The 16,458-nt window shown below is 58.6% G+C and carries 11 protein-coding genes; 8 read left to right on the top strand and 3 right to left on the bottom strand.

Annotated elements, in window-relative coordinates; all coding sequences use genetic code 11:
* Positions 1-84: 84 nt before the first annotated feature.
* Both Q1K07_RS01210 and Q1K07_RS01205 read right to left on the bottom strand, forming a co-directional pair.
* Positions 85-669 carry a carboxymuconolactone decarboxylase family protein gene (locus tag Q1K07_RS01210; RefSeq protein ID WP_300306583.1) on the bottom strand — a complete coding sequence of 195 codons (585 nt, stop codon included), beginning with the start codon at positions 667-669 and terminating at the stop codon, positions 85-87.
* 229 nt (positions 670-898) lie between these two features.
* Positions 899-2,476 carry a BCCT family transporter gene (locus Q1K07_RS01205; RefSeq protein WP_300306579.1) on the bottom strand — a complete coding sequence of 526 codons (1,578 nt, stop codon included), beginning with the start codon at positions 2,474-2,476 and terminating at the stop codon, positions 899-901.
* A 315-nt stretch (positions 2,477-2,791) separates the two neighbouring features.
* On the opposite strand from Q1K07_RS01205, the gene fdhA reads away from it, so the two are divergent.
* The 4 genes from fdhA (at position 2,792) to Q1K07_RS01185 (ending at position 9,234) form a co-directional block, all read left to right on the top strand.
* The gene (gene fdhA / locus Q1K07_RS01200; RefSeq protein WP_300306576.1) at positions 2,792-3,985 is read left to right on the top strand and encodes a formaldehyde dehydrogenase, glutathione-independent; all 1,194 of its coding nucleotides are present in this window, start codon (positions 2,792-2,794) and stop codon (positions 3,983-3,985) included.
* 214 nt (positions 3,986-4,199) lie between these two features.
* The gene (locus Q1K07_RS01195) at positions 4,200-5,957 is read left to right on the top strand and encodes an NADH-ubiquinone oxidoreductase-F iron-sulfur binding region domain-containing protein (protein WP_300306573.1); all 1,758 of its coding nucleotides are present in this window, start codon (positions 4,200-4,202) and stop codon (positions 5,955-5,957) included.
* Positions 5,954-8,896: a formate dehydrogenase subunit alpha gene (gene fdhF, locus Q1K07_RS01190; protein ID WP_300306570.1), complete on the top strand. Its 2,943-nt coding sequence runs from the start codon at positions 5,954-5,956 to the stop codon at positions 8,894-8,896. The genes Q1K07_RS01195 and fdhF overlap by 4 nt, the downstream gene beginning before the upstream one ends.
* 98 nt (positions 8,897-8,994) lie before the next feature.
* Positions 8,995-9,234 (top strand): hypothetical protein, encoded by a 240-nt coding sequence (locus tag Q1K07_RS01185; RefSeq protein WP_300306567.1) that lies wholly within the window; start codon positions 8,995-8,997, stop codon positions 9,232-9,234.
* A gap of 82 nt (positions 9,235-9,316) precedes the next feature.
* On the opposite strand, the gene Q1K07_RS01180 is transcribed toward Q1K07_RS01185, so the two are convergent.
* A complete protein-coding gene (locus Q1K07_RS01180; RefSeq protein ID WP_300306564.1) occupies positions 9,317-10,600 on the bottom strand; it encodes an aromatic ring-hydroxylating dioxygenase subunit alpha in 1,284 nt (427 codons plus the stop codon).
* A 265-nt stretch (positions 10,601-10,865) separates the two neighbouring features.
* Between Q1K07_RS01180 and Q1K07_RS01175 the strand changes: the two genes are divergently transcribed.
* From Q1K07_RS01175 to Q1K07_RS01160, 4 genes are all read left to right on the top strand, one after another.
* On the top strand, positions 10,866-11,972 hold the full coding sequence (locus Q1K07_RS01175; RefSeq protein WP_300306561.1) for a hybrid-cluster NAD(P)-dependent oxidoreductase: 1,107 nt from the start codon (positions 10,866-10,868) through the stop codon (positions 11,970-11,972).
* A 113-nt stretch (positions 11,973-12,085) separates the two neighbouring features.
* On the top strand, positions 12,086-13,177 hold the full coding sequence (locus Q1K07_RS01170; protein ID WP_300306558.1) for a GlxA family transcriptional regulator: 1,092 nt from the start codon (positions 12,086-12,088) through the stop codon (positions 13,175-13,177).
* Positions 13,178-13,682: 505 nt separating this feature from the next.
* A complete protein-coding gene (glyA, locus tag Q1K07_RS01165) occupies positions 13,683-14,984 on the top strand; it encodes a serine hydroxymethyltransferase (RefSeq protein ID WP_300306555.1) in 1,302 nt (433 codons plus the stop codon).
* A gap of 223 nt (positions 14,985-15,207) precedes the next feature.
* Positions 15,208-16,458 (top strand): sarcosine oxidase subunit beta family protein, encoded by a 1,251-nt coding sequence (locus Q1K07_RS01160; RefSeq protein ID WP_300306552.1) that lies wholly within the window; start codon positions 15,208-15,210, stop codon positions 16,456-16,458.

Below are 16,458 nucleotides of genomic sequence, written 5' to 3'. Positions count from 1 at the left end.
CTTTTTTTGTTCTTCGGCTGTTTCGATCATATCTCTTAATGGAAGAGAAGTTTCTTCGATATTGTTTTTATTTTTGAGACCTGATCAAAATTGGCCTTGCGAAGCTTTCCATGTGTATCCAGAAAAGACACTCTCCATTTCAGGATGACTGATATGGTTGGAGTAGTTGGTAATTGTTTTTAATGCGATAGCCAGGATGACCAGGAACATATGGTTCTCTTTGAATCCTGCTGCCAGAAATGTCTCGGCTTCCTTGTCGCTGAGATAGCCTCGTGTTTCGAGCATCACTTGTGTGAAGTGGCTGAGCGCTGCCAAGCGCTTATCGGGGATTGGCTGACCGTCACGAATGGCTTGGGTGACATCTGCCGGTACTTTGGAAACTTTATCCGCCACCAGGCTATGACCGCTCATGCAGTATTCACACTTGTTGAAGCGGCTGATGGTCAGAAAGATGACTTCCTGTTCTGCAGGGGTGAAAGCAGAGTCATCTCGAAATAGCTCATAACCATGCAAATAGGTTGAGAGTGTCGCTGGAGAGAGTGCCATTCCCTCATATATCTTCGGAATAAAACCTGTCTTCTTATGAACCTTTTCAAGCAGAGCCTTGGCTGCACCAGAGGTATTGGAGAGTGTTTGTGGTGCGGACTTGATACGATATTCGGCAGGCATGCGACTTTCCTATCATTAAGCTGTCATAGGTTGCTATGTCGCAGGAAATCTCTATTCCTTACACAGAAAGGCCTACATGCGTAGTGCACTTTGTTCTTCATCTTGCCTGATGGTTTATTCAATGTTTCGCTGAAGAATCTACGCTTGATTGGCATGAAAACACCCCGAAGGCTGGATTGGGTGTCCAACTTTCGGGGGGCTTTTTATGAGGACAGGTGAAGTGGGCTGATTAGTTTCCGGCCGCGGATAATCCCGGGCGACGGTGTTCCTCGGCCAAGGCCTTGACCAGTGCCAGGCTCATCACCAGCAGCACGATGGTGAAGGGCAGGCCGGTGGCCACGGCGCCTGCCTGAAGCGCGCCAAGCGCAGTGTCGCCTCCGCCATACAATAGAATGGCTGCAATCAAGCCTTCCAGGGTCGCCCAGAATACGCGCTGGCCCTTGGGGGCATCCTGCTTGCCGCCAGCGGTGATGCCATCGATCACCAGTGAGCCGGAGTCCGATGAGGTGATGAAGAACACCAGCACCAGGACAATGGCGCAGCTTGACGTCAGGGTGGTCAAGGGCAGCTGTTCCAGCATCTGGAACATGGCCAGGGAGACATCACTGATCCCGGAAGACAGCGCACCGATGTTGTTCTGAGCCTGCTCAAGTGCCTCGCCACCAAAGGCGGCCATCCATACCAGGGTGATCAAGGTGGGCACCAGCAGCACGGCAATCAGGAACTCACGCACCGTACGCCCGCGTGATACCCGGGCAATGAACATGCCGACGAAAGGCGACCAGGAAATCCACCAGGCCCAGTAGAACACCGTCCAGCCATGGTACCAGTCACTATCTTCACGACCGATCCAGTTGGATAGCGGTAGGAGATAATGGGCATAGGACTGTACAGCCTCACCGAAGTGACTGATGAACAGACCCAGCGAGCTGGCGGCAACGACAAAGACCAGCAGCAGTAGCGCAATGACCATGTTGATGTTGGAGAACAGCTTTACCCCACCATCGATGCCCCGCCATACCGAGAAGAGCGTAATGGCGGTCACTACCACGATGATGGCCAGTTGAGTGCCCAGCGTATTGGGAGTGTCGAACAGATAGTGCAGGCCTGAAGCGGCCTGGGTGGCGCCAAACCCAAGGGAAGTCGCCAGTCCGAAGATCGTGGCCAGCACAGCGAGCACATCGATCAGGTGACCAGGCCAGCCTCTGACTCTGCGGCCCAGCAAGGGAGTGAAGGCGGAACGCAAAGTCAGGGGCAGGCCGCGGTTGTAAGTAAAGAACGCCAGTGACAGGCCAACGATGGCGTAGATGGCCCAAGGGTGGAGCCCCCAATGGAACAGGGTGGCTCCCATGGCGGCACTGGCCGCTTCTGGGCTGTTGGCAGCGACATTCAGCGGAGTACCGTACCAGTCGGTGTAGTAGGCGACTGGTTCCGCCACGCTCCAGAACATCAGGCCAATGCCCATGCCGGCGGCGAACAGCATGCTGAACCAGGAAAATGTCGAGTGCTCGGGGCGGGCATCGGCACCACCCAAGCGGATGCGTCCGAGTGGCAGGATGATCAGTACCAGGCACAGCACGACAAAGATATTGGCGGATATCATGAATAGCCAGTCGAAGTGTTCGATGGCCCAGCCGCGAGCTGCCGTCAGGTGGGTGTTGGCATTGTCGGGAAAAGTCAGAGCGTAAAGGATGAATCCTAGAATACATAATGCCGATAGGGGGAATACCGGCGAATGATAGTCCATCCCCCAACGCTGGGTATTGTCTTCGCCCGGCGTCAAAAGGGGATCCGATGGTCGGGTCATTGAGAGTACCTCTCGAACATTGTCTGATTTGTTATGGGAGGTGGGACGAACATCGCAGAAGTTCGGCCTTGCTCATTGTTCGGAGGTATTTGCAGAGGCACTGTCGTCAAAGCGACATGTGGCTATCTATTGACTCCTCGTGGTGAGTGCATGTCTTGAATGGATATGTCAGTGACTCTTCGAGAACAGTCGTCATTGCCAGAGACGCTATGTTCCCAAGACACGCCAGGCTCTGTGGGAAGCGAGCATTCGCACACAATGTGGTGTTTCTCGCGCACAGCCTACCGAACCAACACAAATAAGAGGACATCCGCCATGACTGCAGGAAATCGCGGAGTGGTCTACAAAGGTCCAGGTAAAGTCGCCGTCGAGTCCATTGCCTATCCGGAGCTCGCCATCGGCAACCGCAAGTGCGACCACGGTGTCATCCTGAAGGTCGTCACCACCAACATCTGCGGCAGTGACCAGCACATGGTGCGCGGCCGCACCACCGCCCCGGAAGGCCTGGTGCTGGGCCACGAGATCACTGGCCTGGTGGTCGAGTGCGGACGTGACGTCGAGTTCATCCAGCCGGGTGATCTGGTCTCCGTGCCGTTCAACATCGCCTGCGGCCGCTGCCGCAACTGCAAGGAAGGCCACACTGGCATCTGCCTCAATGTCAATCCGGCTCGTCCGGGCGCAGCCTACGGCTACGTGGACATGGGCGGCTGGGTCGGTGGCCAGACCGAGTACGTCATGGTGCCCTATGCGGACTTCAACCTGCTGAAGTTCCCGGATGCTGACCAGGCGATGGAAAAGATCCGTGACCTGACCCTGCTGTCGGATATCTTCCCGACCGGGTTCCATGGTTGCGTCACTGCTGGCGTTGGTCCGGGCAGCACGGTCTACATTGCAGGTGCCGGTCCTGTTGGCCTGGCTGCGGCTGTCTCGGCCCAGTTGCTGGGCGCAGCTTGTGTCATCGTCGGTGACATGGTCGAAGATCGTCTGGCCCAGGCGCGCAGCTTCGGGTGCGAGACCATCGACCTGACCCAGGATGGCGACATGGCCGACAAGATCGAGGTCATCCTCGGTGAGCGTGAAGTCGATGCCTTTGTCGACTGCGTCGGCTTCGAAGCCCATGCCTGTGGCTGCAACCATGGCAAGGAAGCTCCCGCTACCGTTCTGAATTCGGCCATGGCACTGACGCGCGCCGGTGGTCAGATCGGTATCCCCGGCCTGTATGTGACCGAAGACCCCGGTGCTACTGATGAGGCGGCCAAGCACGGTGCTCTGAGCATGCGCTTCGGTCTTGGCTGGGCCAAGTCTCACTCGTTCCACACCGGCCAGTGTCCGGTGATGAAGTATCACCGTCCGCTGATGCAGGCGATCCTGTTCGGCAAGGTCAAGATTGCCGATGCGGTCAATGTCCAGATGATCACCCTGGATCAGGCGCCGCAGGGTTACGCCGACTTCGATGGCGGAGCCGCCAAGAAGTTTGTCATCGACCCGCACGGCAGCGTCGCGGCCTGATCTGAGCTACGAGCTACGAGCTACGAGCTACGAGCTACAAGAGCGACGGTCCTCGGCATATCGCTGAGGACCGTGCTCGCCGTTGGGGATAATGACGATGTCGGGATAGGCAGGAAGCCCGTGCGAAAAGGGACTACTGCCAAGAGTGCATTGCAGAAGAGAGGGACGACTGCCAGATTAAGAGAAGGCTTTTGCTGAATGACAAGAGTCAAATATGACCATAAAGACCGAGACTGCAAAGCCTGACGCCGAACGACGCCGTACCCGTGCGACGCTGAAGGGACGCCAGGTAGAGGTCGACACTCTCAACACCCTGCGCAACCTGTTGGGCGATGAGCGTCGCTATCCCGAACTTTCCCGCCGTGACCTGCTGATTGAGCACCTTCACGCCATTCAGGATGAGTGTGGCTACTTGTCCCTGACATGGTTGCGTGCCCTGGCGGCCTATATGAATCTGCCCATGGCGGCGATTTATGAAACCGCCACTTTTTATGCCCACTTCGATGTGATTCACGATGATGATGCGTTACCGCCGCTCAAGACGGTGCGCGTGTGTGATTCCTTGTCCTGCCAGCTGGCGGGGGCCGAGAAGCTTCGTGCCGAGTTGCAACTGGAGTTGGATGCCCGCCGGGTACGGGTGTTGCGAGCTCCCTGCATGGGTCGTTGTGACCAGGCACCTGTGGTGGAAGTTGGACATCATCATCTGGGCCATGCGACTCGAGAAGCCGTGTGCGCGGTGGTGGATACCGGCCAACACCAACCTGAAGCCGTGATGTGGCAACGCCTGGATGCCTATCGCCAGGAGCAAGGATATGCATTGCTGAACGGCTGTCGTGATGGTGAAGTCCTGGTCGATGATCTGCTCACCCTGCTTGAGCATTCTGGCTTGCGTGGACTGGGAGGTGCGGGATTCCCGACATTTCGCAAATGGCGATCGGTACGCGCTGAGCCGGGTCCGAGACTGTGCGTGGTCAATGCCGACGAAGGGGAGCCTGGAACCTTCAAGGATCGCTACTACCTGGAGCGATACCCCCACAGAATGCTGGAAGGAGCCTTGGTCGCGGCCTGGGCGATTGAAGCAGAAGGTCTATATATCTATCTGCGCGATGAGTATCCCGGGTTGCATCGGGTGCTGCATGAGGCGATTGCCGAGCTGGAAGATGCTGGACTCATCGAGCCAGGCTTCATCATGCTGCGGAGGGGAGCCGGGGCCTATATCTGTGGCGAGGAGTCGGCACTGATCGAATCGCTGGAAGGCAAGCCCGGTAAGCCTCGGCACCGTCCACCTTTCGTCGCCCAGAAAGGATTGTTCGACCAGCCGACATTGGTCAACAACGTTGAGACACTGTACTGGATACCGCTGTTGTGGCGGGACGGCGCCGACTCCTATGCCGGCCATGGCCGTCATGGCCGCAGTGGCTTGCGCAGCTTCTCGTTGTCCGGCCGTGTCCGCCATCCCGGGGTCTACCTGGCGCCAGCCGGCATCACACTCCTGGAGTTGGTCGAGGAATATGGTGGCGGCATGCTCGAAGGGCATACGCTGGCCGGATATCTGCCCGGAGGTGCCTCTGGAGGCATTCTGCCAGCTTCCAAGGCCGATCTGCCGTTGGATTTCGACACCCTCCAGGCAGAAGGGTGCTTCATCGGTTCAGCGGCTGTCATCGTCCTCTCGGACCAGGATGACCTGCGTGCCGTAGCCACCAATCTGCTGGCCTTCTTCGCCGATGAGTCCTGTGGTCAATGCACTCCCTGTCGAGTGGGCACGGAAAAGATGCTCAGTCTGCTCGAACGCGATACCTGGGTCGTGGAGGATCTGCAGCGGCTGTCCCGCATCATGCAGGATGCCTCGATCTGTGGCCTTGGCCAGGCAGCTCCCAACCCAGTGCTCAGCCTGCTGCGACATTTCCGCGCCGATCTCGCACGTCACGACATCATTGTGACCTCGATGCCTGGGGAGGAGGGGCAGCCATGAGCCGGAAGACAGCCATGAGCCCGAAAACAGCCATGAGCGAGCAGCCCTTCACGCTGACGCTGGATGGGGAGCAAGTAAGTGCTTACCGGGGCGAGACCCTGTGGCAAGTGGCCAAGCGTGCTGGCGAGACCATTCCCTATCTGTGCTTCAAGGACGCTAGCGGCTATCGTGCGGATGGCAACTGTCGTGCCTGCATGGTGGAAATCGAGGGGGAAAGGGTGCTGGCTGCCAGTTGCCTGCGCGAGGCGCAGCCGGATATGGTCGTGAGAAGCCTGACGTCCAAACGGGCCCGCGAGGCTCGGGAAGGCGTGCTGGAACTGCTGCTGGCCGATCAACCCGAGCGGGAGCACAGTCCGGACCGTTCCAGTCACCTGTGGGCCATGGCCGATGCCCTGGCAGTGGATGCCACCCAGGCCAGAGCACGCTATCCACGTCGCCGTACGGAAACCGTACACCATGCCCCCGGTAAGCGCTTACCAACGCCAGGTACGCCACCCATCGCGGAGAATGTCGCTGGTGAATCCACTTCCTCGACAGGCGATGAGGATATTCCTGCGCCATTAGTCGTGGCAGGCCATGATGCCAGTCATCCCGCCATGCAGGTCAATCTGGATGCCTGCATCGATTGCAACCTGTGCGTGCGGGCCTGTCGTGAAATTCAGGTCAACGATGTGATCGGGCTGGCCCATCGTGGCGCTGCCAGCAAGGTCGTGTTCGACTTTGATGATCCGATGGGAGACAGCACTTGTGTTGCCTGCGGCGAATGTGTTCAGGCTTGCCCTACCGGAGCGCTGATGCCGGCCACGCTGATTGATGCGGATGGCTGCGGCGACAGTGCCAGCGCTGAACGGCAGGTGGACTCGGTATGCCCTTATTGCGGGGTGGGGTGCCAGTTGCGTTATCACATCAAGGATGATGCGATCCTGTTCGTCGAAGGCCGCGATGGCCCGGCCAACCAGGGACGGTTATGCGTCAAGGGGCGCTTCGGTTTCGATTATGCACGTCATCCAGCGCGCCTGACCCAGCCATTGGTTCGTCGTGCCGGGGTGGCCAAGGCGCTCGATCCCGCCTTCGATCCCGCCAATCCGTTGACCCACTTCCGTGAGGTCAGTTGGGAAGAAGCCTTGGACCTGGCGGCGGATGGGCTGATGCAACTCAAGCAGGCACACGGGCCCAATGGCCTGGCAGGGTTTGGCAGTGCCAAGTGTTCCAACGAGGAAGCCTGGTTGTTCCAGAAGCTGGTCAGAACAGGCTTTGGCTCCAATCACGTCGATCACTGTACGCGTCTGTGTCATGCCAGTTCCGTGGCGGCGCTGATGGAATGCATCGGTTCTGGCGCCGTGACCGCATCCTTCATGCAGGCACAGGAAGCTGATGTGGTGATTCTCACAGGCTGCAATCCGGCGGTGAACCATCCGGTAGCGGCGACTTTCTTCAAGCAGGCAGCCAAGCAGGGGACCCGCTTCATCATCATTGACCCCCGTGGTCAGGCCATGGGGGCCTATGCGCACCGGGTGCTGCGTTTCCATCCTGGTACCGACGTCTCACTGTTCAATGCCATGCTCAATGTCATTGTCGAGGAGCAGCTCTACGATGCCGACTACATTGCTGCGCATACCGAAGGCTTCGAGCGGCTCAAGACACAGGTGCGTGGCCAGACTCCGGAGGCCATGGCTTCCCATTGCGGTGTCGATGCTGACGAAATTCGTGCCGCCGCTCGAGAATACGCACTGGCTGACAAGGCCATGATCTTCTGGGGCATGGGCATTTCCCAGCATACCCATGGTACTGACAATGCACGTTGCCTGATTTCCCTGGCGCTGGCTTGTGGACAGACGGGACGTCCCGGTACCGGTCTGCATCCGCTGCGTGGCCAGAATAATGTGCAGGGGGCCTCGGATGCCGGGCTGATTCCCATGGTGCTGCCCGACTACCAGCCCGTCACGGATGCGCAGGTGCGGGCCGCTTTCGAGGAACTGTGGAACACCAAGCTGGATGACGAGCCGGGGCTCACGGTGGTGGAGATCGTGAACGCCATCCATGCTGGGCAGATTCGTGGCATGTACATTCTCGGTGAGAACCCGGCCATGTCGGATCCGGATCTTGAGCATGCCCGAGCGGCCCTGGCCAAGCTCGAACACCTGGTGGTACAGGATCTGTTCGTCACCGAAACGGCCCAGTATGCCGATGTCATTCTACCGGCCTCCAGTTGGCCGGAGAAGGATGGCACGGTGACCAATACCAATCGCCAGGTGCAGCTTGGGCGTCAGGCCTTGCCCCTGCCTGGCGAGTCGCGTCCTGACTGGTGGATCATTCAGCAGATTGCCCAGCGCTGCGGGTTGCCATGGAATTACCAGCATCCCAGAGAGGTGTTTGCCGAGATGCAACAGGGCATGCCTTCGCTCAATCACATCAGTTGGGAACGCCTGGAACGGGAAAGTTCAGTGACTTACCCTTGCCCGGCGGACGACGCACCGGGCAAAGACGTGGTCTTCAGCGATACATTTCCCACGGCCAGTGGCAAGGCGAGTTTCTCACCGGTACGGCCACTGCCGCCGGATGAGCCCGTCGACCGCCATTACCCCACGGTACTTTCCACGGGGCGTCAACTGGAGCATTGGCATACCGGTTCGATGACCCGGCGCGCCCAGGTACTCGATGCGCTGGAGCCGGAAGCTGTGGCCATGCTGTCTCCCGGAGAGCTTCGACGGTTGGGCATGCAGGCTGGGGAACGGCTGACCATTACTACGCGACGGGGTGAAATCACCCTGGTAGCCCGTGTCGATGAAGGCATGCCGAACGGTATGGTGTTCGTACCATTCTGTTATGCCGAGGCGGCGGTGAACCTGCTGACGAATCCGGCCCTGGATCCCTACGGCAAGATTCCTGAGTTCAAGTATGCGGCTTGCCGGTTGAGTCCGGCAGCGCCCAGCCATTGATCCTGCTACTCATTGACCTTTCTATTCATTACCTTTCTTCTCAATAACCCGTCTTCTCAATAACCTTAGTTGCTCGTTGACCTCAGGAGATATCCATCATGATGATTGCCGAACTGATCGATGGTGATGATTTTCGTGACCGCTTGGTGGCGTTAGGCATTCGTATTCCCGACGATGCCTGTCCAGATACCTGTGCGCGCATGGCTCGCCTCAAGGCCCAGGAAGTGGGGGTGCCAGGGCTTTCCGAACTGGTGCAGGAACTGCTCAACAAGAGCGACGTGCTGTTGCCGTCTGTGCATCGAGCGATCGAGGATCATTTGAGGTCACTGCCGTCCTGATATCAAAAAGCCCCTGGGGATCATGATCCTCAGGGGCTTTTTCATGCCTTGGCGCTTGTCATTGCCGTTGGAGGCTTATGACTCAAGCCTCGGCCAAACGTAATGTCGGTGTCTTGGCCAGGTTGGCGCTCAGGGTTTCCCGGTACCAGTCGATGAAATCGATGACGCCGAATTCGTAAGTGGGTGAGTAAGGGCCGGGCTGGTAGGCCAGGGAGTTGATGCCGCGCTGGTTTTCTTCGGCAAGGCGGCGGTCCTGGTCGTTGGTAGCATCCCAGACCCGGCGCATTTCCTCGGGATGGTAGTCGACGCCTTCCACGGCATCCTTGTGCACCAGCCACTTGGTGGTGACCACGGTACGCTGGGGTCCCAGGGGCAGTACCCGGAACACAAGGGCGTGATCGCCCATGAAGTGGTTCCAGGAATTGGGCAGGTGGAGGATGCGCAACGAGCCCATATCCGGGCTGGTCAGGCGACCCATCAGCTTCTTGCAGGCAGGCTTGCCGTCCATGGTCATGGACACGATGCCGTCCAGCAGCGGGGTACGCGTCAGGCGGTTGCGCCTGCCGATCCGCGTCAGCTGCCAGGGAACCTGCATGGCATCCCAATCGTCCTGCTTGCGCTTGACCAGCTCACGGTAGGCCGGTGTCGCGCGAGGGTCGTCGCTATCGTCGAACTCCTGCAGTGAATTGAGCAGCTCCGGATGAGAACCGTTGCAGTGATAGCACTCGCGATTGTTCTCGATCACCAGCTTCCAGTTGGCGTCTTCCTCGATCGAAGAACTGACGGCCACCTTGAGATTTTCCATCTCATAGGGCGCCAGGTAGTGCTCGAGGGTTTTCTTGAGATCGTCGATGGGTGACGGATTCTCTGACAGGTTGATGAACAGGAAGCCACCGGCCTCGGTCAGGGCGATGGGCTTCAGGCCATGGGCACTCAGGTCGAAGTTCTCGCCCATGTCAGTACCGGCAAACAGCAGGCGTCCATCCAGCTCGTAAGTCCACTGGTGGTAAGGACAGACCAGCTTGGCGGCCTTGCCTTTTTCGCTGAGGCACAAGCGCGAACCGCGATGGCGGCAGACGTTGTGGAACGCGTGAATGGCACCGCCATCACCACGCACAATGAGCACCGGGTTGTTGCCGATGTTCAGGGTGATGTAGTTGCCCTTGGCGGGAATTTCGCAGCTCATCCCGGCGAACAGCCATTCGCGTTCGAAAATCTCCTGCATGTCGAGCTGGAACAGGCGCTCGTCATTGTAGAAGGGTTGTGGCAATGAATAGCCTTGCGGGTGCTGGGCCAACATTTCCAGGGTAGCGCTGCGAGCGCTGTTCAGGGGATCGTCCAGAGACTGTTTCGCTAAGAGATCCATCGTTCCACATCCTCATCATGGTGCAGGCCACGGGCCCTCATGATGGGACCCTTTTATGGGGTGGAGTGTGGGGCAGGGTGCCAGGTGGCAGATATCCAACGGCGACACTGGATGATGTCATTGCGACCTGGATTAACGAATTTTTGGCCTGTGAGGTGTTCCTGGGCACGAAGATGTCGCGATTAGGAAAGTGGCTCCATGGATAGGGTGGGCAGAATGCCGGCAAACAACACCCTCCTGATGATCATCAACGAGCGATACCACCATGTCCATGAACTTTTCCAATCCGGTGACGACTCAGACCTGGACCAACGGCCGGCACTTGGTGCGCTGCGTCAAGGTGATTCAGGAAACCTGGGATGTCAGAACTTTCTGCTTCATGGCCGAACAGCCGGTGCTGTACTTCTTCAAGCCTGGCCAGTTCGTGACTCTGGAGCTGGATATCAATGGCGAGCAGGTCATGCGTTCCTATACGATTTCCAGCTCACCCTCGATTCCCTACAGTTTTTCCATCACGGTCAAGCGGGTACCCGGTGGCAAGGTGTCCAACTGGCTGCATGAAAATCTCAGTGTCGGCGATGAGCTGGCCGTGCATGGGCCGGTGGGTAACTTCAACGCCATCGATTTTCCGGCAGACAAGATCCTGATGCTGTCCGGCGGTGTGGGTATCACACCACTGATGTCGATGACGCGCTGGTTCTTCGATACCAATGCTGCCGTGGATCTGGAGTTCGTCCACAGCGCACGGACCCCGCGGGACATCATCTATCACCGTGAACTGGAGCATATCTTTTCGCGTATCGATGATTTCCGCCTGCACATCATCTGCGAGAGAGACAAGGAGCTCAACCAGGCCTGGGCCGGTTTCCGTGGCTATCTCTCCGATCCCATGCTGGAGATGATGGTACCGGACTTCATGGACCGGGAAATCTTCTGCTGTGGTCCGACACCCTACATGGAGGCGATCAAGAGAATCCTGCGTGAGCGTGGTTTCGACATGGATCGCTACCATGAAGAATCCTTCGGTGCCACACCCAGCGATATCGAGGAAGAAGCGATCGAACTGGCCGAGCAAGCCGAGGCGGAAGCTGAGGAAATCGATGCTTCTGAGCTGATTCGTGTCGAGTTTACCGGGGCTGGCAAGAGCGTTCAGATCCAACCGGGGGAAACGGTACACGCCGCTGCTGCCAAGCTGGGCCTGCACATTCCCAAGGCCTGCGGTATGGGAATCTGCGGTACCTGCCGCGTGTCGCTGACCTCGGGTAACGTCGAGATGGATCACAACGGCGGTATCACTGAGGAAGACATCGAAGAGGGTTACATCCTGTCGTGCTGCAGCCGGCCCGTCGGGGATGTCGAAGTCGATTTCTGATCAGACAGTGGACTTCGAGCTTCGAGCTTCGAGCTGTGATGGCAGGATCCTAAGGGAATAATGCTGCTACGTGGCTCGTGGCTCGTGGCTCGTGGCTTTCAGGGAGATGCGCTATGCTGGTGACCGGTTCTCCATCCGGCCCTTGTTCCATGGCGCAAGCTCCTGTTGCTGATATGGCTCTGTCATCGAGTGCACCTGCTCTGTCGGTGGGCTTTGTGCTGTTGCCGCGTTTCACCCTGCTGCCCTTTGCGGCTTTTGTCGATTGCCTGAGGTTGGCGGCAGATGAGGGCGATCGAAGCCGTCAGTTGCATTGTCGCTGGCGCTTCATGACCCATGACGGCAATGCGGCACTCTCCAGTTGTGGGGCGGAAATCACGCCCTGCGAGTCCTTCGTGGATCCTGGCGAATTCGACTACCTGGTCGTGATCGGAGGCGTGCTGCATGACCCAGGTGTTGCCGACCGTGCCGCCATTGACTATCTGCGCATGGCGGCCGCCAAAGGGGTAACTCTGGTCGGTGTGTGTACAGGGGTGCTGTCGCTGATACAAGCGGGGGTCATGCAGGGACGACGCTGCTGCATCAGCTGGTATCACCATGGGGATCTTGCCAGTCGCTTTCGCGATATCGAGCCGGTGGCCGATCGTCTCTACCTGGATGATGGCGACCGTCTGACCTGTGCCGGAGGCTCGGCGGCGGCCGACCTGGCAGCCTATCTTGTCGAGCGTCATCTGGGACGTGCCTGGGCACGCAAGAGCCTGGCCATCATGCTGTATGACGGACATCGCGCCGGAGAACATGGGCAGCCCCAGCCGGTGGTGTTCGATCGCATCTCCGACCGCTTGGTGCGTCGGGCCATTCGGGTGCTGGAACAGCAATTGGGCGAGCCACTCAGCGTCGACCAACTGGCCAGTCGAGTCGGGTCTTCACGCCGCGCACTGGAGCGGCGCTTTCGCGCTACGCTGGGGGTTGGTCCGCAAAGGTTTCAACGTGACCTGCGGCTGCGCTATGGCCTGTGGCTGCTGCACTATACCGAACGCAGCATCACGGAAATCGGAGAGGCCTGTGGCTTTGCCGACACCGCACATTTCTCTCGACATGTCCGTACCAGTTTCGGTGCGTCGCCGTCGCAACTGCGCCGGGATCCTGAACTGGTGCAGGAGCGTCTCGTTGATCCTTACTTCCTGTACGTAGGATCCATTACCTGACGCGTCTTCCCGGGACACTCTCGATCTTCCCGGGACACTCTCGATCTTCCCGGGACACTCTCGATCTTCCTGGCTATGTTGTCGCTCTCGCTGACGGTACTTCTGTTTCGCTCTTGCAGAAGTTGCAGTCACTGCTGGGCTTTCTCTGTATCTTTTCATGCGCTTTCCCGAAGACTTCCTCCAGAAGTGTCGGGGATTCTGCAATTGTCCAATAAAAGTGTCGCATTTGTTCAAGCCGTAAAGGTCATCAGGCGGTTGAATGGCGGGCATGGTTGCAAACAGTGCCAGAACGCCGGGCAATCAGCTTGGGGATGTCTCAGGCAGTGATGTCGAAGTCGTTTACAGAATGCACCCGTGACGCAGTTTGCCTAACGTGGAGCCATGATTCTGGAGCGATGGTTTCATTGGCATATGGAATGCCTCCTGCAACCGACAACAGATAAACAGATAACTGACAATTGACAATACAGGCCTGTGCGGCCGACTTGTTTACGGAGACCCTCCCATGGCGCTATCTCTTCTCTCCCAGTTCGATCCTCAAGTGGCTGCAGCCGTAGCTGATGAAGAGGCCCGCCAGGAGGCCCACGTCGAACTCATTGCCTCGGAAAACTATACCAGCCAGGCCGTCATGCAGGCCCAGGGCTCCCAGTTGACCAACAAGTATGCAGAAGGCTACCCGGGCAAGCGCTACTACGGTGGCTGTGAGCATGTGGACGTAGTCGAGAGCCTGGCCATCGAACGTGCCTGCGCGCTGTTCTCTGCCGACTATGCCAACGTCCAGCCGCATTCCGGTGCTCAGGCCAACGCCGCTGCCTTCATGGCGCTGGTGTCTCCGGGTGACACCGTGCTCGGCATGAGCCTGGCCCATGGTGGTCACCTGACCCATGGCGCTGCGCCGAACTTTTCCGGCAAGCACTACAACGCCATTCAGTACGGCCTCGATGAAGCCACTGGGGAGATCGACTACGCCGAGGTTGAACGCCTGGCCCAGGAACATCGTCCCAAGCTGATCGTGGCCGGCTTCTCCGCTTATTCCCAGATTGTCGACTGGCGCCGTTTCCGCACCATTGCCGACAGTGTCGGTGCCTGGCTGCTGGTGGACATGGCCCATGTTGCCGGTCTGGTGGCGGCAGGCCTGTACCCCAGTCCGCTGCCCCATGCCCATGTGGTGACCACCACCACTCACAAGACACTGCGTGGTCCTCGCGGTGGCCTGATTCTGTCCGCCAGCGGTGATGAAGCGCTGTACAAGAAGCTCAATGGTGCCGTGTTCCCGGGGCAGCAGGGTGGTCCGCTGATGCATGTGATCGCGGCCAAGGCCGTGGCTTTCCGTGAAGCCATGAGCCAGGAATTCGTGCGCTATCAGGAACGCGTCATCGCCAATGCCCAGCGCATGGCGGAAGTGTTCATGGAGCGTGGCTATGACGTCGTTTCTGGAGGAACCCGCGATCACCTGTTCCTGGTATCGCTGATTCGCCAGGGCGTTACCGGAAAGGACGCCGATGCGGCGCTGGGACGTGCCCACATCACGGTCAACAAGAACGCGGTACCGGGCGATCCGCAGAGTCCTTTCGTGACCTCCGGTCTGCGTATCGGTACCCCGGCTGTGACCACACGTGGCTTCGACGTGGAAGACTGCGAAACCCTGGCTGGCTGGATCTGCGACATCCTCGATGTACTGGCGACCGGAAGCGATAGCAGCGAGATCGAAAACCAGGTACGCGGCCAGGTCGCCGCACTGTGTACCCGCTATCCGGTTTATCCGTCAGCGGTAGCGCAACAACCCAGTGAAATGGCGTCAGCCTGACGGCAGACGCAGTGACAGCGACAAGACGACATGCCCGGCCGATATAGCGGCCGGGCAACGAAGGATAAGCTCTGTCTGAAAAGTGTCTGCGCTCAGCCATATGGCGTTAAAAATTGGCTCAAAGTGCTCATTTACCCCTTCGTAAACTGCGCCTTATCACCAATTTTTGCCTTATCTGGCTATCGCTCGCCGACTTTTGAGACAAACCTTAGGGGGTAACAACATGCAGCGCTATTCCGGGTTCGCCCTGGCCAAGCATGCCTTGAGTCATCATGAAAACTGGGAGCGCCAATGGCGCAACCCGACGCCAAAGAAAGCCTATGACGTGATCATCGTCGGTGGCGGTGGTCATGGTCTGGCGACAGCCTACTATCTGGCCAAGGAATTTGGTGTCAAGAATGTCGCGGTGATCGAGAAAGGTTGGCTGGGTGGCGGCAACACTGCGCGTAACACCACCATCGTACGCTCAAATTACCTGTGGGATGAGGCCGCCGCGCTTTACGAGCACTCCATGAAGTTGTGGGAAGGCCTGTCTCAGGATCTCAACTACAACGTCATGTTCTCCCAGCGCGGCGTGCTCAATCTGGGCCACACCCTGCAGGACATGCGTGATATCCAGCGCCGGGTCAACGCCAACCGCCTCAATGGTGTCGATGGCGAGGTACTCGATGCCAAGGGCGTTCAGGAGATCGTGCCGATTCTCGACTGCTCCAAGAATGCCCGCTATCCGGTGCTTGGTGCTTCCTGGCAGCCACGCGGTGGCGTCGCGCGTCACGATGCCGTGGCCTGGGGCTTTGCCCGTGGAGCGGATGCGCATGGCGTCGATATCCTGCAGCAGACCGAAGTGACGGGCTTCAAGATTCGCGATGGCCGCATCTACGGTGTGCACACCAATCGTGGTGATATCGAAGCAAAGACGGTGGGCTGTGTGACGGCCGGTAATTCCGGGGTCATGGCGAAGATGGCAGGGATCAAGCTGCCATTGGAATCCCACCCGTTGCAGGCACTGGTATCAGAGCCGCTCAAGCCGGTGCTCGACACCGTGGTCATGTCCAACCACGTGCATGGCTACATCAGCCAGTCCGACAAGGGAGACCTGGTCATCGGTGCCGGTATCGACGGCTACAACGGTTACGGTCAGCGCGGCAGCTACACCACGGTCGAGCATACCCTGCAAGCCATTGTCGAGATGTTCCCGATCTTCTCTCGGGTGCGCATGAATCGTCAGTGGGGTGGCATCGTCGACACTTGTCCGGATGCCTGTCCGATCCTGTCCAAGACTGACGTCAAGGGGCTCTACTTCAACTGCGGTTGGGGAACGGGTGGTTTCAAGGCGACGCCGGGTTCCGGACATGCCTTCGCTGCCAGCCTGGCCAAGGGCGAGATGCATCCATTGGCTGCGCCGTTCTCGATCGATCGTTTCCACTCTGGCGCGCTCATCGATGAGCATGGCGCTGCCGGCGTTGCGCACTAA

It is taken from the genome of Halomonas sp., assembly GCF_029263665.1.
Classification (GTDB): Bacteria; Pseudomonadota; Gammaproteobacteria; order Pseudomonadales; family Halomonadaceae; genus Halomonas.
Note: the sequence above shows the minus strand (reverse complement) of the source record. Positions and strands in the feature narration are given on the sequence as shown.